Origin of the sequence: Flavobacterium panacagri (assembly GCF_030378165.1) — a bacterium.
Classification (GTDB): Bacteria; Bacteroidota; Bacteroidia; order Flavobacteriales; family Flavobacteriaceae; genus Flavobacterium; species Flavobacterium panacagri.
On sequence record NZ_CP119766.1, the window covers coordinates 1,590,196 to 1,612,833 of the forward strand.

Below are 22,638 nucleotides of genomic sequence, written 5' to 3' on the forward strand. Positions count from 1 at the left end.
GGAACACGGATTTTACGGATATTCTAACGCGGATTCTACGGATTTATCAGCGTTGCTTGCATCCGTTTTATCAGCGTCCAATTTTTAGTCTTCCAAATTTAAATAAAATAAATCTGAAGCAATTCCATCCGTTAAAAATTTTCCTTTTGGAGTTGGTTTTAAAATATTATCTTTAATGGAAAGCAGATCGTCGTTTAAGAATTTTTGAGATTGTTTTTTCAGATAATTCAAATATTCCGAACCAAATTCCTTTTCAATTCTTTCCAAAGAAACACCCCAAATGGTTCGTAATCCTGTCATAATATATTCATTATAACGATCTGAAATCGTTAAAACCTCAGTTTCAATAGGAAGTTCATTGTTTTGAATTGCTTTTAAATACAATGCATTATTAGCAATATTCCAGCCTCTTTTTACGCCGTCATAACTATGTGCCGAAGGCCCGATTCCGATATATTTTTTGCCGAGCCAATAAGCCGAATTGTTTTTGGAGAAATAATTCTCTTTACCAAAATTGGATAATTCGTAATGAATAAAGCCATTTTTTTGAAGCGTATCCACCAAAATCATGAAGTGATTCGAAGCCACTTCATCTTGCGGTTCAGCTATTTTTCCGGTTTGAATTAATTTGCTTAAAGCTGTTTTCGGTTCAACTGTCAAAGCATAACTTGAAATATGCGGAATACCGAAATCCAAAGCTGTTTGAACGTTCTGTCTCCACATTTCATCACTCAATCCAGGAATCCCGTAAATCAAATCCAATGAAATATTATCGAAATATTTGGTTGCTTCTACCAAGCATTTTTTGGCTTCCGCCGAATTATGAGCGCGGTTCATCAGCTGTAAATCCTCTTCATAAAAAGACTGAATTCCAATGCTTAGACGATTTATTGGACTTTTTGATAATTCAAAGATTCGTTCTGCAGATAAATCATCTGGATTGGCTTCAAGCGTAATTTCAGGATTTTTTACAACTTTATAATTTTTATAAACTTCTGAAATTAAAAAGTTGATTTCGTCATTTGATAACACAGAAGGAGTTCCACCACCAAAATAGATGGTTTCTATTATCTCATTATCACTTCGAGCGGAGTCGAGAAGCTCATTTTTACGCATTCCAATTTCTTTGGCCAAAGCCAAAACCATCTCGTCTTTCTTTTTCATCGAAGTCGAAAAATGAAAGTCGCAATAATGACAAGCTTGCTTGCAGAATGGTATGTGAATGTAGATGCCGCTCATTTTTTAGTGTTCAGTGTTCAGTCTCAGTTTTAAGTCTCAGTTTCAGTTACTACTGAAAACTGCGACCGAGACTGAAAACTATTTCTTAACTCGTTCCTCATTTTGTTTCACAAAAGCATCCCATCCTGAATAACTTTTTCCAACCACTACTTTTCCTGAATTAAAGAAATGACAAACTGCAGCAGCTAAACCATCTGTTGAATCGAGGTTTTTTGGTAATTCTTTTAAACCTAAAAGCTGTTGGAGCATTTTGGCAACCTGTTCTTTACTGGCATTTCCGTTTCCGGTAATCGCCATTTTTATCTTTTTAGGTTCGTATTCTGTAATCGGAATATCTCTTGAAAGTCCCGCCGCCATGGCAACGCCTTGTGCACGACCAAGCTTTAACATCGATTGTACGTTTTTGCCAAAGAAAGGCGCTTCAATCGCAATTTCATCAGGACAATGCGTTTCGATTAATTCGATAGTTCGTTCAAAAATGATTTTTAATTTTTGGTAATGATTATCGTATTTGGAAAGCTGCAATTCGTTTAATTGCAGAAATTCCATTTTTTTATTGGTGACTTTAATCAATCCAAAACCCATAATTGTGGTTCCAGGGTCAATACCTAATATGATGCGTTCTTTTGTCAATTTTTAAGTTATTACGCCAAGTTACACTAATATTACACCGAGATTCACAAAGTTTTTTGAATTTCTCTGTGTGTCTTTGCGTTTGCTTTGAGAATCTTTGTGGAATAGCATTATTACAATACTTTATGTTACTTTTGCGGCATGATTTCAATTCCTCACAAAGCTAAGCAATTCCTAGTTCTTCTGGCTAAACTTTTGATTGTTGGCGGTGCTTTTTATTTTATCTACAACCAGTTGGCTAATAACGATAAGTTAGACTGGCAGAAATTCATTGTTTTATTCCGTAAAAACCAATCGGTTTTAGGAGTTTCATTTATATTGCTTTTGAGCGTTTTGAACCGCTATTTCGAGATATTGAAGTGGCAGAATCTCGCTCAGGTCATTCATAAAATATCGGTTTACGAAGCCACAAAACAGGTTTTAGCCGCGTTGACAGCTGGAATTTTCACACCAAACGGAGTAGGAGAGTACGCTGGAAAAGCATTGTATTATCCAAAATCGGAAGCTAAAAGAGTTGTTTTTTTGAACTTAATCTGCAACGGAATCCAGATGATTTTAACGGTCATTTTTGGAATATTTGGATTGATGTATTTCAATGCACAATACCACGTTATTACAACCAAAACAGTAGCCATTTTGTTTGGCGGATTTGTATTGCTTTTGATTGTTTTGTTCTCTTTAAAAAAGATCAAAATCAAAGGATATTCGATTGAAAAACTGATTCATAAAATCAATGAAATTCCGAAAACGGTTCATCGAAAAAATATTGTTTTAGGAATTTTACGGTATTTGGTTTTTTCGCATCAGTATTACTTTTTGTTTCTGGCTTTTGATGTCGATTTACCTTATTCCATTCTAATTGCAACTGTAACATCGGTTTATTTTCTGGCTTCGTCATTGCCAACATTTCAATTTTTAGACTTTGCCGTAAAAGGAAGTGTAGCTATGTATTTCTTCGGAATTCTGGGTGTTAATGAATGGATAGTAGTTTTTATAAGTACTTTAATGTGGTTTTTGAATGTGGTGCTGCCAGTAGTCTTAGGAAGTTATTTTGTGCTGAATTTTAAAACTAAAACGACAGAATGATTTTTGTTTTATCTGGAATATTGATCCTTTATGTAATTAGTATTAGTTTACTGATTTATGGTTTTTTCAAAATCAAAAAATATCAAAAAACAGATTTAAAACCGAAAACGAGTTTTACGATTATAGTTCCGTTTCGGAATGAAAAAGAAAATCTTCCCAATCTTTTAAATAGTATTTCGAAACTCAATTATCCCACAGATTTATTTGAAGTGATTTTAGTTGATGATTCTTCAAAGGAAGAGTTTCAAGTTTCAAGTTTTAAGTTTCAAGTTTCGATAATTGAGAACGTTCGGGTTTCAAAATCTCCTAAAAAAGATGCGATTACAACAGCAATGCAGCAAGTAAAAACCGATTGGGTAATTACAACAGATGCCGATTGCATTGTTCCTCAAAACTGGCTTTTAACTTACGATAATTACATGCAGCAGCATAAAGCTTCGATGCTTGCTGGAGCAGTTTCATACCAATGCAAGAATTCATTTTTAGATCATTTCCAGCAATTGGATTTAACAAGTCTGCAAGGCGCCACAATTGGAAGTTTTGGAATTAAAAAAGGTTTTATGTGCAATGGAGCTAATTTTGCCTACACAAAATCATTGTTCGAAGATCTAAACGGTTTTGAAGGAAACAATAAAATTGCCAGCGGCGACGACGTTTTTTTACTGCAAAAAGCAATTGAGAAATTTCCAAATGAAGTTCATTATTTAAAAGCGAAGGAAGCCATTGTTGTCACAAAACCAACCGAAACTTGGAAAGCTCTTTTTTACCAGAGAGTACGCTGGGCGGCCAAAACCAGTTCGTATAAAAGCACTTTTGGGAAGTTTTTAGGCTTAATTGTTTTCTTTGGAAATCTAACTTTAGTGGTTAGTTTTTTCTTATTTCTCTTCGGAATTCTAAGTTATCCAATTTTGGTTTTATTTGCTTTTTCTAAGTTTGTAACCGACTTTATTTTATTAGCAATAACCAATCAATTTTTAACTAAAACTCGAATAAAAAGTCTGTTGTTAAGCAGTTTGTTTTATCCGTTTTTTAGTTCATTTGTAGCACTGTATAGTTTGTTTGGTTCTTATGAATGGAAGGATCGACGTTTCATAAAATAAATCAAACCATATAAGTCATATAAGAGATTTAAGTTAAATGAATCCCTAAAATTTATAAGTTTTACTGAAGTTTAAGTGAACTTATATCACTTGTATGGTAAAAAAAACTAGTCTTTTGCTTTTAAGATAACTGGAAGAATAAACTGTGTCTTCACAGGAACTCCACGTTTTATCGCAGGATTTATTTTTGGAAAATCAACCAAACGAGCGTGTAAAATACTATCAATTTTTATGGTGTCATAAGTTACAGAATCTTTAGGGAACTGAGGCTCAAATTTAATCGTGGCGTTTGGAAAAACAGTTACTTTTACTTCGATCGTATCCAATTCTGGATATAAAATAGATAAGGTATCAACATTCAGTTTTTCCTGAACTAGATTCGACATCACTTCAAAAAAGCATTGTTGGCGCAGCTTCTTATCAGCAATTTTTTCACAGTTTGCAACAGACGGAAATTCATCTACTTCTTTCCAGTTGATCGATTTTAATTCTTTTTGAAGCAATTCTTTTTCAGAAGGAACCTGCTTCTCAAAATATTGACAAGAATTAAAAAGAATACAAATAAAAATAGGGAAAAACTGCCTCAAAGTTTTAGAATTGAATGAAGGAACAAAAATACGATTATTTTTTTTGAGATGCTTTGTATTCTAAATAATCTTCATAGTTTTCAGAAAGCCAATTTTCTTTGTTTTTCTCTGCAACTTCCTTTTGATCAGGGTATAATTTAACAAGTCTGTCCGAAAAAGCAGCTATTTGAACAGTATAAGTATAAAACTCTGTTTTTGTCATAAGGACGCTTGGATCATTTTTTTTACTGAAAAAATCAAAAAACAGCTTGTCAAAATCTTTCATCGAAAAATTCATGACTTTTTTCTTGTTTCCGTTGTAAAGACTATCCTGCAAAACTTTGTCGTCTGCAGAAAGTTTTTTAGATTGAGCTATTGTATTTTCGTTCAAAGCAAATACAAAGAAGAATAAGAAAACTATTTTTACAAGCGTTCGCATATTATTAAAATTGCTTAAATTGTAAGTGCAAATTTACAAAATTATTATGGATTTACTTTTAGTACTACTAGGTTTTATATGTGTAATCGTTGGGATTTTCGGGAGTTTTATTCCTGTTTTGCCAGGATTATCAAGCTGTTGGATTGGACTATTGCTTTTATATCTTACTAAGGCAGTCGAAAATAATTATTGGGTTTTAGCAATCACTTTTATTTTAATGATTATCATAACTATTTTAGATTATATAATTCCAGCAAAAGGGACTAAGAAATTTGGTGGAAGTTCCTATGGAGTCTGGGGAACCAACATTGGTTTAATTGTTGGAATTCTAGCCCCAATTCCATTTGGTGTTATCATTGGGCCATTTCTAGGAGCGCTTATCGGCGAGTTATTATACGATTCGCGAAATCATAAAAGAGCCATAAAGGCCGCAACAGGCTCTCTTATTGGATTTTTGGCTTCTAGTTTTGTCAATTTCCTTTTTTCGATAATTTACCTTGGTATTTTTCTTACCGTTCTATGGCAGAATCGCGCACTAATTTTCTAATATAGTTAATTTGACTTTGAGTTTTTTCTTATGTTTTTTAAATTTTTAAAAAAACTCTTAAAATTTTAAAAATAATTTTCTGTCTTTTACGTTGCGCCAAGCTTTATGTTTACTGCTTTTATCAATTTAGAATGTTAAAAACTTGAAAAAAAGACCTCTGGAAATTTAACTTATTTTTTGGAAATGTTAATATATTTTATATTTTTATCACGATAAACGATAAAAAGCCTCACTTTGTCGGTTATTTTGAATAAGTTTAAATAATTGTTTCCCCTAAATAAGTTAAACGTATGACCCCAAACCTACAAATTGAACTTAGACGTTTTATTTCATCTAATGTTGTCTCCAAGTTAAACAAGTTTTATTTTGAAAATGATGCTCTTTTGATAAAGGGAATTGATGTCTCAATCGGTACAATTCTAATGGGACTCTACAACAAAGCCGAAGAAGCTGATTTCTACACTGAAATAGTCTCGATGATGAAAGAAGATTCGACTTTTTATCAGGAAATCGATTTTAATGCAGGCAGAATCTTATCAGTTGACGACTGCTACCGTTTAGAAGGAAACACTTATCTAAAAGAACTGTTCACAAATAAAAAAGGAAGAATTTCAGAAATGGTTTCAAATGAAGTTGGAATCAAAAGCGAAACAGCCAGAGAAATACTTAACTTCTCAGCACTTCTAGTAATGTCTTACTTAAGAAATAATCTTCAATTATTAGAAAGCCTAAAATTACTTCTTGAAGATCAAAAAAGAGATATCTTAAACAGTATTCCGCCCGGAATCAAAATTATCCTTGGTTTCTCATGTCACGAAACAGTCGAAGAAAAAAGCCAGTCTATGGGAAGATCAATTTTTACACTTTTCGGACACAATTTCTTTAGTTTCTAAAATAAAAAAATCCCATTTCCAAAAGAAAATAGGATTTAGTATAATTTTAATTAGAGAAACAATTACATGTTTTTCAAATTGATAATTTCTTGATCGGTCAAGAAGCGCCAGTTTCCTCTCGGAAGATTCTTTTTAGTCAAACCAGCAAATGATACACGGTCAATACGCAATACATTGTAGTCAAAAGACTCAAAAATAGAGCGTACCACTTTTACATTTGCAGTACGTAATTTTAAACCAACCTCATTTTTAGGTTCGTTATCAATATAGCTTACTTCTTCAACAAAAACGCGGTGTCCGTCCAAAACAAGACCTTTGGCAATTTTTTCTAAATCTTCATATTTCAAATTCTTGTCTAAAGAAACCTGATAAATTTTAGGAGACTTTTGGTTTGGAAGCGTAAACTTACGAATCATATCGTTGTCGTTTGTAAAGACTAATAATCCTGTCGTATTTTTATCCATTCTTCCAATAGGAGCAATTTTTGCATTGGTTGCACCACGAACAAGTTCTAGAACGTTACGATATTCCTGACCTTCATCAAGCGCGGTTGTAAAGTTTTTAGGTTTATTCAATAAAATATATTCTTTCTTTTCAGGAGTCAAAACAACACCGTCAAAGTTGACCACATCATTTAATTTTACCAAATACCCCATTTCAGTTACAGGAACACCGTTAACTTTAACGTTTCCAGACTGAATATAAATGTCAGCATCGCGACGAGAACAAACACCAGAATTCGAGATGTATTTATTCAGACGAATTTCGTCAGAAGCTTTTTGTCTCTTTGCTGGAGTATTTTGCTTTCTTAATTTTTCAGCTGCTGCTTCCTGCGCTGCCTTAACTTCAGGTTTCACTTTTTTCGGCCCTTGCGCACGCTTAGCCATAGGAGGTTTTGGCTTACTAGAGTTTGATCTTGAGCTGTTTGGTCTTGATCCGCCTCTCTTATTATTGCCTTCCTTGTTGTTCATAAAATCATTAATTTGTGCAAAGATAGTTTTTTCCTGCTAATAAATCCTAAGTTCAATGTTCTTAGATTAATAGCATTTTGTTCTAAGGGTTTTGGAAGCAATACATTTGGTGTTTTTTTGAGACATGGTTTCCCGCTTTCCGTTCCCAATTTTTTATTTTTTTGGCAGCAAAAAAATAAAAAGATTTCCACTTCAATCGGGGCTAGTTTCAAACAATAGGCTTCTTTTAAATATATTGAGGGCGTGCTATTTCACAGAGATTCAAAAAGTTTGCACAGAGTCACACAAAAAAAGAATCTGCTGAAACTGTAATCTCGATAGACAAGTAAAAAAACACGAATTCTTAGTACTGAAATTAATTACACTAACAGTTTAGAGATTGTAATTTGTGAAAATTTGTGGAATTTGTGGCGAAAATCAATCTAATTTTTTGTGTTCACATTGTAGTATAAGTACCGGTAGCGTCAAAAAACAATAAGTTTTTTGTTGCTGTGCAAAGCTCTCTAAAAAACTTTGTGAATCTTTGAGAAACCTCTGTGAATCTCTGCGGAATAAAAAACGTTAGTAATTAGAAATCAATTCCCTTCCATGCCACAAAACACTCGGATTAATCAGAACTATACAGCAGACACCAGAGACAATAAGGAATTTCAAAACATTATGAAGTCTTAAGTATTGCTCTTTAGAATCAGACTTCCATAAATAAATCAAGAAGAAAAGTAAAACTCCAAAACAGACATAAAAGTAAATGTCCATATAACCCACATCGTAAATGTTTACCAAAATATAAACAGGCAAAATAGTCAGCAGTGTTAAAACAGTTATAATTTGCTTTGAGATTTTTTCGCCATACAAAACTGGAATTGTTCTATAATCGCTTACCAAATCACCTTTTAGATTTTCGAGATCTTTTATCATTTCACGAATCAATAAAAGTAGAAACAAGAAAACGGCATGCGCCGAAATCACTACAAAATGACTCATGTGGTTCTCAATTTCTTCAAATGAAACCTTATTATAGAAATACAATAAAATGGCAAAAAATGGCGTAACAGCAAGTAATGCCGACATTAGATTTCCGATTATTGGATACTTTTTTATTTTATGCGAATAAAACCAAATCATGAAAATATAGGCAGAAAAGAATAAAAAAGCGCGCCAAGACACTATAGAAGCCATTAAAACAGCAAGAAAATTTAAACTGAAATAAACATTCAATTTTGTTTTTTGACTAACCAAGCGATCCAGCATTGATTTGTTGGGTCTGTTTATTAAGTCTTTCTGGCTATCATAAAAATTATTGATAATATAACCGGAAGCAATTGTAACAGCTGAAGCGAAAACAATAAGAAACAAATAAAAATCAAGCAGAATATCCAACGCTCTGATTTCCGGAGCAAGAATAAAAATAGCAGACAGATATTGTGCTAAAATGATAATTGGAATATTGTAACCTCTGACAACAGAAAACAAACTGACAATTTTCATTATTAAAAGTTTATGTTGTCTGCTCAGCATAGATAAGGTTTGTGATGGTTTAGATAAGGGAAGTTAAAGGATATTTTTGGTTTTAAAAATTTAGAGTTTATTTTTTAACAATTCTTTAGAGCCAAAGCCTAATTTTCGAATACAGGCCAAGGCTTGTTTTTGAGTCATATCAATTTCTTTGATATCTTTTTTTTCCACAAAAACTACAGAACCGCTCCACGGATTTGGAGCATCTGGAACAAAAACAGTGAAGTTATTATCATCTATTTGCTCAATTAAAAAAGCAAACTGTAAGCCTGCATCGGTAGGAACGAGAATTACTTTTAAATCTTCTTTAGATTCAATTCCCATAATGTTTTCATTCATGCTTTTCATAAATGAATATCCTGGAACAAAACTTAAAATTCCATCTTCTAGTTTCCGGATAAGTTCTTGTGCTTTAGGAGTTCTTGCCAGTAAACCAGCAATAAAACATATAAGAATAATAATGAGTATTCCAATAAGTTCTTGAAGCGCAACTCCTAAAACATGTACTTTTGGTAAATTGCTTACAAGAGGCAATGTGACTTTTTGAATAATGCCGTATCCTTTTTCCAGAATCACAAGCAATACCACTAAAGGTGCCAGAAAAAGAATTCCTCCTAAAAAAGTTGCTTTGATTATTTTAAAAATACTTTTCATAATAAATAACTTTTTAGGATGAAAACTTATAAAAATCTACTCAAATAACTTCGGCTTTTAAGGGAATTAAAACTGATAAACAACTTCTAATTTGAAGTCTTTTAGAGAGGCTTTTGCACGTTCTAAATCTTCTGTAAAACCAAGAATATAACCGCCTCCACCAGAACCACAAAGTTTTAGGTAATAATCGTTGGTGTCGATTCCTTTTTGCCAGATAGCATGAAATTGTTCGGGAATCATTGGTTTGAAGTTATTTAAAACAACTTTAGAAAGTTTTTTAGTATTGCCAATCAAAGACTTCATGTCGCCATGCAGGAAGTTGTCAATGCAGATGTCTGTGTATTTTACGAATTGGTTTTTAAGCATGGCACGGAAACCTTTGTCTTTTAGGTTTTCCATAAAAATGCTGATCATTGGAGCTGTTTCTCCAATAATTCCAGAGTCTAACAAGAACACAGCACCTTTTCCGTCTAAACTTTGAGTCGGAATGCCAGTTGTCTGAATATTATCCTTAGAATTAATTAAAATTGGAATGCTCAAATAGCTGTTCAGCGGATCTAAACCAGAACTTTTTCCGTGGAAAAAACTCTCCATTTGAGAAAATATATTTTTTAATTGCAAGAGCTTTTCACGTGTCAAATTCTCTAGAACAGTGATTTTGTTTGTTGCATATTTATCATAAATAGCCGCTACAAGTGCACCGCTGCTTCCAACACCGTATCCCTGCGGAATACTAGAATCGAAATACATTCCGGTTTCGACATCATTTTTAAGGTTTTCTAAATCGAAAGTAACCAAATCCGGCTGCTGTGTGTGTAAGACTTCAAGATAAGAAGCAAAACTTCTCAAACTTTTATTTGAAGCAATGGCTTCGTCTGAAGGTTCTTCCGACTTTTTCAAAGCGCCATTGTAAAAGTTATAAGGAATAGCAAGCCCTTTTGAATCGCGGATGATTCCGTACTCTCCAAAAAGTAATATTTTTGAATAAAATAATGGTCCTTTCATGATTTATTTTATGTCTTTCTTAATTTCAGTAGAATTTTTATTTAATCCTTTTTCAAGAATCTCTCGAACTTTTCTTAACATTACTGGATCATCAGTCTCCATAATCCATTTTTCTATCTCGAGTTTCTCTAATTCAATATCCATAATCAAAAAATTTAACTAAAGATACGCAAAATTATAATGCAATTGCACCCTCTCCAATTTTGTCGCAAATGTATTGACTATTCTGACAAAATACAACTAATTCGTCCTGAATAAATTGTAATACTTTTTCGGTAACGTTTTCGGGATAAAGCACATGCACATTGGCACCAGCATCAAGCGTAAAACACACAGGAATCTGGGTTTCATTTCTGAATTTCCAAATCGCATTTATGATTTGAAGTGTGTTTGGTTTCATTAAAATAAAATACGGCATTGAGGTCATCATCATGGCGTGAAGAGTCAATGCTTCACTTTCTACGACTTTAATGAATTCTTGCAGGTTACCGCTTTTAAAAATAGCAATCAATTTATCCAGATTTTCGTGTGCCTGGGCAAAACGTCTTTCTGCATACGGATGATTGTGCATTAAATCGTGTCCAACTGTGCTTGAAACTTGTTTTTCGCCTTTATCAACCAATAAAATAGTATCTTGATAATTCTTGAAATTTTCATGAACAGCATACGGATATTCAACTCCAAATAAGTCTGAGCTTCCTTCAATGTTCGTTTGATTTCCCCAAACGACCATATTTCCTTTTACGCTTCGGCAGGCGCTTCCAGAGCCTAAACGAGCTAAAAATGATGCTTTTTGGAAAAAATATTCATCAGTCATTTCAGGATTCAATACTTTTTCTAAACTCATAAAGTTCATTGCCAGCGCTGCCATTCCAGATGCAGAAGAAGCAATTCCTGAACTATGCGGAAAAGTATTTTGTGTATCAATCGTAAAATGATAGTCTTTTAAAAACGGCAGATAAACTTCAACTCTTTCTAAAAACTTCTGAATTTTTGGTTTGAAATCTTCTTTTGGTTTTCCTTCAAAAAACAAATCAAAAGAAAAAGCATTTTGGTTTGTTCTTTTTTCAAAACCTAATTTTGTAATCGTTTTACAATTATTCAAAGTAAAACTAACAGAAGGATTTGCCGGAATCTGATTGTCTTTTTTCCCCCAGTATTTTACTAAGGCAATGTTACTTGGAGCGCTCCACTCAAAGTTTCCGTTTTCGATTGTTGAAGTATATGGATTTGGAATAAAATCGGCTGCTGTAAACATGAAATATAAAATTTTGGCAAAGATAACTTTTTCATTTTTCCACCATGTAAGTTATATAAGAAATTATAAGTTGGTTTGCTAAAATGAACTTGCATCACTTCTATGGTTTAAACTTTTCTTTTAACTATTTTTGACTACAAAATTTAATACCATGAATAAGTTCGTAAAAATCGCCATAGCTTTAGTAATATGTTTAACAGTTGGATATTCTGCCAGTTTGGTTACTAGACCAAGTATTGAGACTTGGTATGTAACTTTAGAAAAACCAGTTTTTAATCCGCCGAATTGGATTTTTATGCCAGTTTGGACAGTGCTTTATATTTTTATGGCCGTTGCAGCCGCTTTAGTTTGGGATAAAATTAAAGAGCAGACCGAAGAAGTTAAAAAAGCATTATTGTTTTTTATAATACAATTGATTTTAAATGCGATTTGGTCTTATTTATTCTTCGGACTAAAAAATCCAATGTTGGCTTTAATCGAAATTGCTCTTTTATGGCTGATGATTTATGAAACCTATTTGAAGTTCATCAAAATCAATAAAATTTCGGGTTATTTATTGATTCCGTATTTAGCTTGGGTTGGATTTGCAACTATTTTAAATGCTAGTATTTGGTGGTTGAATAAATAAGTTTCAGGTTTTATTAGTTTCAGGTTTGTCAGATGTAGAAAGCTATTTCAGCTTCTTAAATTCTTCGTTTTTAGCAGTCAGAAACTCAATTGTAGTCAAAATATTTGGATTTGAAGTAATGCTTTTAGACTTTGGGTCGGCATCGCAGAAATCAATAAAAAGTTCTTTTTGTTCAGCTGCTATTTTTAAGTTTTTTGTAAAGAAATCTTTAGAACAAGTTTTTCTTATAAGTTTTTTGAATGCGCTTTCTGGTTCGTCTTTTTCACGAGATTTCCCAAGACTGAATTTAAAACTAGTCTGCATTCCGTTTGTAATGCTACCGTCATTATATTGCGGAATATACTGTTTTAAGTCCTTAGCTCTCTTGTCTCTGTCGATTTCTGCTACAGTTTCAGGATCTGGAGGCAGCGGATCAAATTTGATTTCAGCTGGTATTATTACTTCCTCTAGTTCCTCAGGTTTAGGAATCATTTTAACGACCAGATTATTGGCTTGTATGTTTTCAGAAGTAACTTTCATTCTTGTGAAAAAATAATCTTTAGTAAAAAATAGTAAGCTGTCTTTTGCTTTTACCGAAATCGAAAACTCACCCAAACTATTTGTCGTAGTACTTGTTTTGGCTGTCTTGTTTATAACTTCAACTTTACTAATAGGCTTATTATTAGATACGACTTTTCCATGAAGCAATTTTTCGGTTTGAGAAATACTTAGTTGATAAGTGAAAAAAGAAATGGTTGTGAGTAATTTTACTTTCATATAAAAAAGACTTTTTTAGTTTTTAGTTCCAGAATTCAGTTTTTTAAATTCTTGATTTTTAGTATGTAAAAAGTCCAGTGTATAAAGTAAATTTTTTTGTTTTAGAATAAATTGAGAATTAGGATCGGCATCGCAGAAATCGATAAAAAGTTCTTTTTCTTCAGGGTTTAACTTTAAATCATTTGAGAAAAAATCTAAAGGTACAGTGGCATTTACCAATTGTTTAAAAGTCAGTCCTTGCTTTTTGTTTTTTGCTTTTTTATCTTTTTTCATAAACAAACTAAAAATAGCCATTAAATCTGCTCCGTTTGTAATGCCGCCAGTATAAACACCAGGATTAGATATTGCAGGTTTTGGTATTACTGTAGAATTTTCGTCTGCTGCGCTAACTTTAGGAAATTTTATATCTGTTATTAGCACTTCATCGAGTTCTTCTGGTTTCAAAATCATATTCACTACAATATTATTCTGATCGATGTTTTGCTGAGAAATTTTTAATCTTTTGAAGAAATAGTCTCTGGAGAAAAAAAGGAGACTATCTTTTGGGCGAACGAGAATCGAAAACTCGCCTAGTTCATTTGTTCTTGTGCTTGTTTTGGCAGTTTTATTAATTACTTCCACTTTATTAAGTGGTAAATTCTGCGAAAGAACTTTCCCATTTAATACTTTTTCTGATTGAGAAATACTAAGTTGATAAGTGAAAATAGAAATTGTGGTAAGTAATTTTACTCTCATAAAGGATTAATTAGTTGAGAGTAAAATTATTAGAATTGTCTTAATGAAAACTTGTGAATTCTGTAAATTCTTGTTAATTCTATTGTTTGAGTTTTTTAACAAATGTGTCTAATTCTCCACGATTAAATAAAACGGGGCCGTGACCAAAACATAATATTTTAGGTTTTAATGAAGCCAGTTTTAGAATGGATTTTCTGTTCGTTTCCTGATCTGCTGTAAATAAATTGGGAGGTTCATGAAGACCTACTTTTGTAGTAATAAGATTCATATTAGTCATTACATCGCCAACAATCAAAACACCATCTTTTTCTCTGAAAAAAGAGATATGACCGCTGGAATGTCCTGGAGTTTCAATAACCGTAAATCCGCCAATTTGATCGCCTTCTTTTAAAGTTTGAGAAACCAGATGTCCTTTTCCTGCCCAAAAGTTTTTTTGAAATTTAGAAATTAGATGATTCGGATTTGGATATTCTGTAATTACATTTCCGTTTTCAGCGAATTCTTTTTCAGGTTCACTGCACAAAAGAGGAATGTTCAGAGTTTCGCAGATAATTTTACTGCTTCCCTGATGATCGGCATGTGCGTGCGTTAAAGCGTGTTTGGTAATAGTTTTGTCTTTTAAATCTTTTAAAATGGTATTTGAAGAACTGCGAATTCCAGCATCAATTAAAACATCTTCAATTAAATAACAATTAATGGCATTTCTTAGAAGTAAAGGGATTTGGTAAACGTCTTTGGCAATATGCTTCATCTTTCTCAAATTTTATTTTGACAAAGATTTGAATTCCGTTTTTCAATTCACTTGATAAATGTTAAGAAATGTCCTGGCGAATTCTGCTTAAAGATTCTGGCGTAATTCCGAGAAAAGAAGCGATATAAATTAAAGGTGTTCTCTGTATTATTTTGGCTGGAGCCGATGCTAGAAATGTCTTGTATTTTTCTTTGGCGGGAATCATTTGCAGTTTTAAAACACGATCAGCCATACAAAGGTAATTCTGTTCAGCCAAAATTCTTCCAACGCGTTCCCAACTCGGAATTTCGCTGTACAAAAACTGCATTTTCTCGAAGGTGATGGAAAGCACTTCGCTATCTTCGATACATTGAATATTCTCAAAAGAAACAGATTGGTTGATGAAACTGGAATACGAAGCAATAAAACCGTCATCACAACTTAAATAAGTGGTAATTTCTTTTCCGTCTTTTAAGTAATAAACACGTGCTAATCCGTCAACAATAAAGAAAATTTTATTGCTGATTTTCCCCATTTCAGAGAGAAAATTTTTAGCTGTAAAATTTTCATATTCAAAACAAGAATCAATCATTTCGATTTCATTTTCAGAAAACGAAGTGATTGATAGTATTTGTTTTTGTAATTCAGCATTCACGATTTACAACATTTCGATTAATTCTGAAGCAGAATTAATAACCACCTTTGCACCGCTGTTTTTCAATTCTTCTTCTGTTCTGTAACCCCAAGTTACCCCAACAGGAAACATATTGGCGTTTACAGCCGTTTTCATATCAATATCAGAATCGCCAACGAAAAGGATTTCTTCTGGTTTTAAATTCCATTTTTTACTGATTTCAATCGCTTCAAAAGGATTTGGTTTTTTAAGTTCTTCAGTACTTAAACCAATCGCTGTGTCAAATTGGTTTGGAAATATTTCAGTTGCTATTTTCTTTGTCAATTCATCCGCTTTGTTCGAGAAAACAGCCATTTTTATGTTTTGAGAAGTCAGGTTTTCAAGCAGTTCGACAATTCCATCATAGGGTTTTGTTTTGAGGGTGCAGATTTTAGTATATTCATCAACCATACATTCAAAACAACTTTCGATTTCATCATCAGAATTGTTTGTGGCTGGTAATGCTTTGCTTACCAAATTTCGTAAACCATTTCCAATAAAATATTGGTAAGTATCGTAATCATGTGTTGGGTAACTTAGAGCGGTAAGTACTTTATTCATCGCATCTGAAATATCGTGTAATGAATCTACTAGCGTTCCGTCTAAATCAAAAATAATTCCTTTAAATTTCATTTTGTATTAAATATTTTGAGCCAGAATAAACCCGCTTGTCCAGGCATTCTGAAAATTAAATCCGCCAGTTATAGCGTCTATGTTTACAATTTCGCCAGCAAAATAAAGGTTTTCGTGAATTTTGCTTTCCATGGTTTTGAAGTTGATTTCTTTTAAATCGATTCCGCCAGCGGTTACAAATTCTTCTTTAAAAGTGCTTTTTCCGTTGACTTTAAATTCGGCTTTGGTTAATTGTGAAGTTAGATTCTGCAATTGATTTTTAGATAAATCGGCCCATTTTGTTTCAGCTTCAATTCCTGAAGCGAGAACAAGACTTTCCCATAAACGGTTTGGAAAGTCAAAAGGCGATTTCTTAGAAACGGCTTTTTTAGCGTGTTCCTGTTTTAAGTCTTTTAGGATCTTTTCAGCATCTTCAAAATCAACATCATTTAACCAATTCACGAAAATGGCAAATTGATAATTTTTATCGTGCAAAATTCGAGCGCCCCAAGCTGAAAGTTTCAGAATTGCGGGTCCGCTCATTCCCCAATGCGTGATTAATAAAGGCCCAGTTGATTCGAGTTTTGTATCTTTTACATTTACAGTAACTTGTGCCACAACGCCTGGTAATTCTTTTATTCTCGAATCTTTAATATTGAAAGTAAATAGGGAAGGAACTGGGCTTATAACAGCGTGTCCTTGTTCTTGAAGCATTTCCCATATTTTAGGATTGCTTCCCGTTGCCATTACTAATTTTTCTGTGGCGTAATTATCCGTTTGTGTATCAATTTTCCAGTGATTTTCTTTTTTGAAAATCGATTGTACACTTTGACCGGTCAATACTTTTATGCCTAATTTTTCGGTTGCTTTTAAGAAACAATCTATAATGGTTTGCGATGAATTAGAAACAGGAAACATTCTGCCGTCTTCTTCAATTTTTAATTCGACACCGTGTTTTTCAAACCATTCAATGGTATCGCCCGAACAAAATTGATGAAAAGGCCCTCGAAGTTCTTTTTCGCCTCGCGGATAAAACTTTACTAATTCATTAGGTTCAAAACAAGCATGAGTTACGTTGCATCGTCCGCCTCCGGAAACACGAACTTTAGAAAGGACTTCTTTTCCTCTTTCTAAAATGGCGATTTTCAGTTTCGGATTTTTCTCTGCAATATTTATTGCGGTAAAAAAACCTGCGGCGCCTCCGCCAACGATGATGATGTCGAAATTTTGGATCATATTTTTTTGTTAGCCACGAATTCACGAATTATTTTTTTACAATCTTTGAGAATAAAAATTCGTGAATTCGTGGCTATTTAAACTTTATATTTTATCTGGATTATCAGAGATAATTCCGTTTACTTGATAACTTTTTACTTTTTGAATGTCTTGTTCAGAGTTTACTGTCCAAGGTAAAACAAGAAAACCTTTTTCCTGAATTTGATGAACATTTTCTTCATTCAATAAATTAAAATCAGGATTTATGGCTTTTGCTTTTATTTTTTCGGCGAAAGCCAAAGCTTTATCTAAATCTTCTTCTGTTAAAACACCGATTGGTATGTTTGAATTTAAAGTTGATGTTTCTTGCAACATATTCCATTCAAAACTTGAAATGATGAAATGATTGTAATTCCAGTTTTTTGCTGCAATATATTCCTCAATTAATTCAACAACTTTAGATGCAGTTCCTAAACCTTTTAATTCGATATTGATCAGACATTTTCTATTGACTAAATCAAAAACTTCTGTTAGAGTTGGAATTTGATGTTTTCCATCAATTAAAAATGATTTTAATTCAGCTAAAGAAAAACTACTTACTAGACCTTTTCCGTTAGTGGTTTTGTCGATGGTTTCATCGTGAATTACGATTATATGCCCGTCAGAGCTTAAGTGAACATCAAGTTCAATTCCGTCTGAATTTAGGTCTAAGGCTTTTTGGAAAGCTTGTAAAGTATTTTCAGGTTCGTAGGCTTTGGCGCCTCGATGTGCAATTTTGAGCATTTTGCAGTTTTTTTTCTTAACCGCAAAGGTCGCAAAGTTTTACGCAAAGCACACAATGATTTGCGAAAATTAAATAGCCACGAATTCACGAATTATTCTCAAAGATTGTCAAAAAAATAATTCGTGAATTCGTGGATAAAAAAATTTGCGCTCTTAGCGGTTAAATCTTCTCCAACAAAACAATATCAAAATCATTGTCGATAATCACTTTTCCATCAATAACTTCGACTTCATGATTTGAATAAGTATCTTTTAATTTAGTTCCATTTGGGAAGATATCGCCGACAGGAAGTTCTTTTCTGCCTTTTGGTAAATCTACTCCCATAACGACTTTATCTGTAAAATTACCTTGAGTAAATGTTCTTGAAAAAGTATAAGGATACGGATTAATCAGTTTGTGAACACCAGCTCCAACGGCAGGATGATTTCGTCTAAACTGTCCTAATTTTTGCCAATGTAAAAGTGTTTTCTGTGTTTCAGGATTGTTTTGAATATCTTCCCAATTCATATTCGAGCGTAAAGTGGCATCGCCCTGAGTTCCTTCAATAACCAAAGATCGTGCTGATTCGTCGCCGTAATAAACCTGAGACATTCCTGGGGAAAGTAAGAGTTTGTTTGCTGTTTCAATGCTTTTTGTTCGATTGGCATCAAAAGGTTGTCCATCGTCATGAGAAGACATATAATTTAAAACCGAATATCCTTTTAAATCATTATTCAAAGCATTCGAATATTTCGAAAATAAACCTTCGTAATCGTTTTGACCAGCATTCCATTTGAATTCAAAATTGATCATGCTGTTGAAACCATTCTGAAAGTAATTTACTTTTCGATCTCCAAAATCATAATCCTGACCACCGCTGATTCCGTAACCGTAAACCTCAGCAATCGTGTAAAACGGATTTTGGTCTAAAACCTGCATTGGATGGTGTTTTTTCCATGTTTCGAAAGCGTATTCGCATTCTTTTTTGAAATCGGCCCAAACGCCTTCTTCGGTATGTTTTACAGTGTCAGCGCGATAACCGTCAATTCCGAACTCTGTAATATAATCTGTAAGCCATTTTATGATGTAATATTTTGGCGTTCTTGGATAATTCGTTCTTTTGAAGAATTCATCAAGCGAAGCAATTTCTTTTTCATAACGGCCTTCTTTTTTCCATTTTTCGATTAAGAAAGGAGGTAATTCCACTTCTTGAACACTTTCTGTTCTTACATCTGGAAGATTTTCTACCAAAGTACACATTGTGGTGTTTTCAAACGATTTGTAATCGCAGACTACGCCAGTTCTAACCCAGTCAGAAGGCCAAACAGGATCTTCTGGCGTTACTGGGCCGGTATGATTAATTACACCATCGAGAATGATTCTGATGCCTTTTTCATGTGCTTTTTTTACCAGATTAGCTAAATCTTCTTTGGTTCCGAAATTCGGATCTAAAGCCGTCCAGTCTTTTGCCCAATAACCGTGAAAACCGTAGCTCAATCCGGTTCCTTCATCGACGCCATCGTGAATTTGTTCGACAATCGGCGTAAGCCAAATCGCATTGATTCCTAGTTTTTCAAAATATCCTGATTCGATTTTTTTAGTGATTCCGATGATATCGCCGCCTTCAAATCCGCGTAATTTTCCGGGAGTTTTGGTTCGGTTAAAATTGACATCGTTAGAAGTATCTCCGTTGTAAAAACGATCTGTAAGTAAAAAATAAACATTTGCTCCTTCCCAAACGAAAGGTGTTTTCGAAGTATTTTCGTTATTCATTGTAACTGATTTTGAGCCAGAACAACCCGTAATTATGAATACTAAAGATAAAAAAAGGAAAGTGTATTTTTTCATTTATTTCAAATTTAACGAAGATTTATAATAAAGGTTCCGCCACGAATTCACGAATTATTTTTGATAATCTTTGAGAATAAAAATTCGTGAATTCGTGGCGGAAAAAATAGTTTCTCGCAGATCTTACAGATTCGGCAGATTTTTTTTTAATTATCTGCTTAATCTGCAAGATCTGCGAGAGAAAAAAATATTGTTATTCTAGTTCCAAAACCAAAGCTGATTTTGGTTCCAACGTAATTTCAGAAGCTAAATCGAATGTTTTTCCAGTGATAACATCTTTTCCTGATTTATAGTTTTTGATGCTTTCTTTGAAACGAGCTGTTTTTACAACCTGTTCTTTTGCATTGTTATTGAAAACTACCATTACCGTTTTAGCATCTGTATATCTGAAATATACATAAGTGTTATTTTCTGGAATGTAATGCGTCATTTTTCCGAAATGAACGGCTTCGTTTGATTTTCTCCAGTTGAATAATTTTGAACTGAAATCAAAGTAAGCTGCTTGTTCTGCAGTTCTTCCTTCTTTTGTAAAAGCATTGTTTTTATCGCCAGCCCATCCGCCTGGAAAATCCTGACGAATATCGGCATCACCACCTTTTCCTTTATCACCGCCCATTCCAATTTCTGAACCGTAATAAATCTGTGGAATTCCACGAACTGTCGCTAATAAAGTCATCGCCAGTTTGTATTTTGGTAAATCATATTTGAACTTTTCGTTCATACGATCAGTATCATGATTTTCGGAAAAAACCAAAATGTTATTGGTATTTGGATATAAAAAATCCATAGCAAAATTGTTGTAGAATTTAATCAATCCGTTATCCCAGCTTGGCTCATTTTCGTTGAAAGCAGAAGTAATCTGACTTTGAAGCGTAAAATCCATTACACTTGGAAGATTTGAATTGTAATTTTCGATAGCGCCAATTTTACTGTCTTTTTGCCAAAAAGCTAAATTCGCTTGATTGTGCATCCAGATTTCGCCTACAATATTGAAATTTGGATATTCATCTGTAATGGCTTTTGCCCAATTTGCCATGGCAGTTTTGTCGGAATAGTTGTAAGTATCTACTCTGAATCCGTCAAGATTGGCAAATTCGATCCACCAAATGGCATTTTGCGTTAAATATTTTGCAACAAGAGGATTTCTTAAATTCAAATCCGGCATTGAAGGCACAAACCATCCATCAACGCAAACTTCCTGATCTATTTTTGAAGCGTGAATATCTGTAATTACTTCACGTCTGTGGTGTGTTTGTGTAAAAGTCTCAAATTGATTGAACCATGTTTTGGTTGGAATATCTTTCATCATCCAATGGGTAATTCCCCAATGATTTGTTACATAATCCATAACCAGTTTCATGTTCTTTTTGTGCATTTCTGCAGAAAGACGAGCGTAATCGTCATTCGTTCCGTAACGAGGATCAATTTTGTAAACATCAGATTGTCCGTAAGTATGATACGAATGCTGTTTGTCGTTGTCTTCGCATAAAGGCGTGCTCCAAATTGTAGTTGCGCCAAGAGATGAAATATAATCTAAGTTTTTGATAATTCCTTCGATATCTCCTCCGTGGCGTCCGCTTGGATCTTGACGGTTTCCTTTTTCAGTTAAAGAAGCATCACTATCGTTTTTCGGATTTCCGTTAGCAAAACGATCTGGCATAATTAGGTAAATCAAATCAGATGCATCGTAACTTTTTCTTTCTGCCGAATTTGCTCTTCTTTCTTTCAGAAGATATTTTTGTTTAAAGGCAACTTTATTTTTGTTTTTGAAAGAGAAAACCAATTCAGAAGCTTTTACATCTTTTGTGTCGATTGTTACAAAAAGGTAATTTGGGTTTTCTGTTTTCTCGACGTTTTTAATCGCCACATTATTAGAAACGGAAGCTTCATATTGTGAAATGTTTTTCCCGTAGAACATAATCTGCAATTCCGAATTTTTCATTCCAGCATACCAAAATGGTGGTTCTACTTTTTGGATCTGCGCTTTCGCGGAAGCGGAAAACAACAAAACCAATAGGATTAATTTATAGATAAGTGATGTTTTTTGGTTTTTCATAGTTTGTATTTTTTATTTCTTTTGTTCCAGCATCCATTTATAGATTTCAGGTTTTGTTTCGTATAAATACTGAATTTCATGACCTTCATTTTCTAAACGGGTAAACTTGAAGTTGTTTTTGATTCTACAAGATTCAAGACCTTTTGCAATCCTCTCTGTTTCACTAAATGGAATCTTATCATCGGCTGTGCCGTGAAAAGCCCAAACAGGAATTTTACTGAGATTGCAGACTCTTGTTAAATCACTGTCGTTAATACCGCCGCAAAGGGCTACAACTGCTGCGAATTTATCAGGGAAATCTAAAGCTGTTATATATGCTCCATAACCGCCCATGCTAATTCCTGTTATGTAAATTCTGCTTTTATCGATTCTATATTTTGCTTCTAAATCGGCATATAAGGTTTCGAACCAATTTTCTGTTGACCAATATTTATTGTCTGGACATTGAGGCGAAACAATTATAAAATCGAAATTTTGTCCTTTTTCAACCAGATAAGGCAAGCCGTATGTTTTGAGTTTATTTAAATCATTGCCTTTTTGTCCTCCTCCATGAAGATAAATTACAAGCGGATATTTCTTAGTTTCTTTTGAATACTCTTTTGGCAGATATAATAGGTAATCATATTTAGCGACTACTTTCTGTTGAGAATAAATGTTTATGCCAAAAAATATTAGTAAAATTGTCCAAAATGTTAGTCTGTAATTCATTCTCTTTT

Annotated in this window: 25 protein-coding genes; 5 read left to right on the forward strand and 20 right to left on the reverse strand. The window is 33.4% G+C overall.

Translation table 11 applies throughout. The features are described 5' to 3' along the window. Window positions 1–84: 84 nt before the first annotated feature. Both hemW and ruvC read right to left on the reverse strand, forming a co-directional pair. The gene (gene hemW, locus P2W65_RS07235) at window positions 85–1,239 is read right to left on the reverse strand and encodes a radical SAM family heme chaperone HemW (protein WP_289664549.1); all 1,155 of its coding nucleotides are present in this window, start codon (window positions 1,237–1,239) and stop codon (window positions 85–87) included. Between the two features lie 78 nt (window positions 1,240–1,317). Next, window positions 1,318–1,872 (reverse strand): crossover junction endodeoxyribonuclease RuvC, encoded by a 555-nt coding sequence (gene ruvC / locus P2W65_RS07240; RefSeq protein WP_289664550.1) that lies wholly within the window; start codon window positions 1,870–1,872, stop codon window positions 1,318–1,320. Between the two features lie 141 nt (window positions 1,873–2,013). Here ruvC and P2W65_RS07245 point away from each other — a divergent pair, with 141 nt between their 5' ends. Continuing rightward, window positions 2,014–2,958, forward strand: coding sequence for a lysylphosphatidylglycerol synthase transmembrane domain-containing protein (locus P2W65_RS07245; RefSeq protein WP_289664551.1), 945 nt, complete (start codon window positions 2,014–2,016; stop codon window positions 2,956–2,958). Continuing rightward, window positions 2,955–4,058: a glycosyltransferase family 2 protein gene (locus P2W65_RS07250; protein WP_289664552.1), complete on the forward strand. Its 1,104-nt coding sequence runs from the start codon at window positions 2,955–2,957 to the stop codon at window positions 4,056–4,058. Before P2W65_RS07245 ends, P2W65_RS07250 begins: the two co-directional genes overlap by 4 nt. Window positions 4,059–4,165: 107 nt before the next feature. Here the strand turns inward: P2W65_RS07250 and P2W65_RS07255 are convergent, their stop codons facing one another. Beyond that, the gene (locus tag P2W65_RS07255) at window positions 4,166–4,645 is read right to left on the reverse strand and encodes a hypothetical protein (RefSeq protein ID WP_289664553.1); all 480 of its coding nucleotides are present in this window, start codon (window positions 4,643–4,645) and stop codon (window positions 4,166–4,168) included. A 34-nt stretch (window positions 4,646–4,679) separates the two neighbouring features. Continuing rightward, window positions 4,680–5,063: a hypothetical protein gene (locus P2W65_RS07260; protein ID WP_289664554.1), complete on the reverse strand. Its 384-nt coding sequence runs from the start codon at window positions 5,061–5,063 to the stop codon at window positions 4,680–4,682. A gap of 46 nt (window positions 5,064–5,109) precedes the next feature. Between P2W65_RS07260 and P2W65_RS07265 the strand changes: the two genes are divergently transcribed. Then, entirely contained in the window at window positions 5,110–5,610 is a 501-nt protein-coding gene (locus P2W65_RS07265) for a DUF456 domain-containing protein (RefSeq protein ID WP_289664555.1), read from the forward strand. Window positions 5,611–5,900: 290 nt separating this feature from the next. After that, on the forward strand, window positions 5,901–6,503 hold the full coding sequence (locus P2W65_RS07270; RefSeq protein WP_179002609.1) for a DUF937 domain-containing protein: 603 nt from the start codon (window positions 5,901–5,903) through the stop codon (window positions 6,501–6,503). Between the two features lie 62 nt (window positions 6,504–6,565). Here the strand turns inward: P2W65_RS07270 and P2W65_RS07275 are convergent, their stop codons facing one another. The 6 genes from P2W65_RS07275 to P2W65_RS07300 form a co-directional block, all read right to left on the reverse strand. Continuing rightward, window positions 6,566–7,474 (reverse strand): pseudouridine synthase, encoded by a 909-nt coding sequence (locus tag P2W65_RS07275; protein WP_179002608.1) that lies wholly within the window; start codon window positions 7,472–7,474, stop codon window positions 6,566–6,568. A gap of 561 nt (window positions 7,475–8,035) precedes the next feature. After that, window positions 8,036–8,992 carry a geranylgeranylglycerol-phosphate geranylgeranyltransferase gene (locus tag P2W65_RS07280; protein ID WP_179002607.1) on the reverse strand — a complete coding sequence of 319 codons (957 nt, stop codon included), beginning with the start codon at window positions 8,990–8,992 and terminating at the stop codon, window positions 8,036–8,038. A 60-nt stretch (window positions 8,993–9,052) separates the two neighbouring features. Further along, window positions 9,053–9,643, reverse strand: a complete 591-nt coding sequence (locus P2W65_RS07285) for a DUF502 domain-containing protein (RefSeq protein WP_179002606.1) — start codon at window positions 9,641–9,643, stop codon at window positions 9,053–9,055. Window positions 9,644–9,709: 66 nt separating this feature from the next. After that, the gene (locus P2W65_RS07290) at window positions 9,710–10,648 is read right to left on the reverse strand and encodes a mevalonate kinase family protein (RefSeq protein ID WP_289664556.1); all 939 of its coding nucleotides are present in this window, start codon (window positions 10,646–10,648) and stop codon (window positions 9,710–9,712) included. Between the two features lie 3 nt (window positions 10,649–10,651). Beyond that, window positions 10,652–10,792, reverse strand: coding sequence for a hypothetical protein (locus tag P2W65_RS07295; RefSeq protein WP_289664557.1), 141 nt, complete (start codon window positions 10,790–10,792; stop codon window positions 10,652–10,654). A gap of 31 nt (window positions 10,793–10,823) precedes the next feature. Continuing rightward, the gene (locus P2W65_RS07300) at window positions 10,824–11,906 is read right to left on the reverse strand and encodes a diphosphomevalonate decarboxylase (protein WP_289664558.1); all 1,083 of its coding nucleotides are present in this window, start codon (window positions 11,904–11,906) and stop codon (window positions 10,824–10,826) included. A gap of 151 nt (window positions 11,907–12,057) precedes the next feature. Here P2W65_RS07300 and P2W65_RS07305 point away from each other — a divergent pair, with 151 nt between their 5' ends. Further along, complete coding sequence (locus P2W65_RS07305; RefSeq protein ID WP_289664559.1) at window positions 12,058–12,534, forward strand: TspO/MBR family protein; 477 nt, start codon at window positions 12,058–12,060, stop codon at window positions 12,532–12,534. Between the two features lie 42 nt (window positions 12,535–12,576). On the opposite strand, the gene P2W65_RS07310 is transcribed toward P2W65_RS07305, so the two are convergent. From P2W65_RS07310 to P2W65_RS07355, 10 genes are all read right to left on the reverse strand, one after another. Beyond that, window positions 12,577–13,290 (reverse strand): BamP family beta-assembly machinery protein, encoded by a 714-nt coding sequence (locus P2W65_RS07310; RefSeq protein WP_289664560.1) that lies wholly within the window; start codon window positions 13,288–13,290, stop codon window positions 12,577–12,579. Window positions 13,291–13,305: 15 nt separating this feature from the next. Beyond that, window positions 13,306–14,025 (reverse strand): BamP family beta-assembly machinery protein, encoded by a 720-nt coding sequence (locus P2W65_RS07315; protein WP_289664561.1) that lies wholly within the window; start codon window positions 14,023–14,025, stop codon window positions 13,306–13,308. 79 nt (window positions 14,026–14,104) lie between these two features. Then, a complete protein-coding gene (locus P2W65_RS07320; protein ID WP_289664563.1) occupies window positions 14,105–14,776 on the reverse strand; it encodes an MBL fold metallo-hydrolase in 672 nt (223 codons plus the stop codon). 61 nt (window positions 14,777–14,837) lie between these two features. Then, window positions 14,838–15,410, reverse strand: coding sequence for a Crp/Fnr family transcriptional regulator (locus P2W65_RS07325; protein WP_289664564.1), 573 nt, complete (start codon window positions 15,408–15,410; stop codon window positions 14,838–14,840). Between the two features lie 3 nt (window positions 15,411–15,413). Beyond that, complete coding sequence (locus P2W65_RS07330; RefSeq protein WP_289664565.1) at window positions 15,414–16,061, reverse strand: HAD family hydrolase; 648 nt, start codon at window positions 16,059–16,061, stop codon at window positions 15,414–15,416. 6 nt (window positions 16,062–16,067) lie between these two features. After that, window positions 16,068–17,276 (reverse strand): BaiN/RdsA family NAD(P)/FAD-dependent oxidoreductase, encoded by a 1,209-nt coding sequence (locus tag P2W65_RS07335; protein WP_289664567.1) that lies wholly within the window; start codon window positions 17,274–17,276, stop codon window positions 16,068–16,070. An 84-nt stretch (window positions 17,277–17,360) separates the two neighbouring features. After that, window positions 17,361–18,038 (reverse strand): glycerophosphodiester phosphodiesterase, encoded by a 678-nt coding sequence (locus P2W65_RS07340; protein WP_289664568.1) that lies wholly within the window; start codon window positions 18,036–18,038, stop codon window positions 17,361–17,363. Window positions 18,039–18,198: 160 nt separating this feature from the next. Next, entirely contained in the window at window positions 18,199–19,866 is a 1,668-nt protein-coding gene (locus P2W65_RS07345; RefSeq protein WP_289664569.1) for an alpha-amylase family glycosyl hydrolase, read from the reverse strand. A gap of 193 nt (window positions 19,867–20,059) precedes the next feature. Beyond that, window positions 20,060–21,922, reverse strand: coding sequence for a glycoside hydrolase family 13 protein (locus P2W65_RS07350; RefSeq protein WP_289664570.1), 1,863 nt, complete (start codon window positions 21,920–21,922; stop codon window positions 20,060–20,062). A 12-nt stretch (window positions 21,923–21,934) separates the two neighbouring features. Continuing rightward, complete coding sequence (locus P2W65_RS07355) at window positions 21,935–22,630, reverse strand: carboxylesterase family protein (RefSeq protein WP_289664572.1); 696 nt, start codon at window positions 22,628–22,630, stop codon at window positions 21,935–21,937. Window positions 22,631–22,638: the final 8 nt, after the last annotated feature.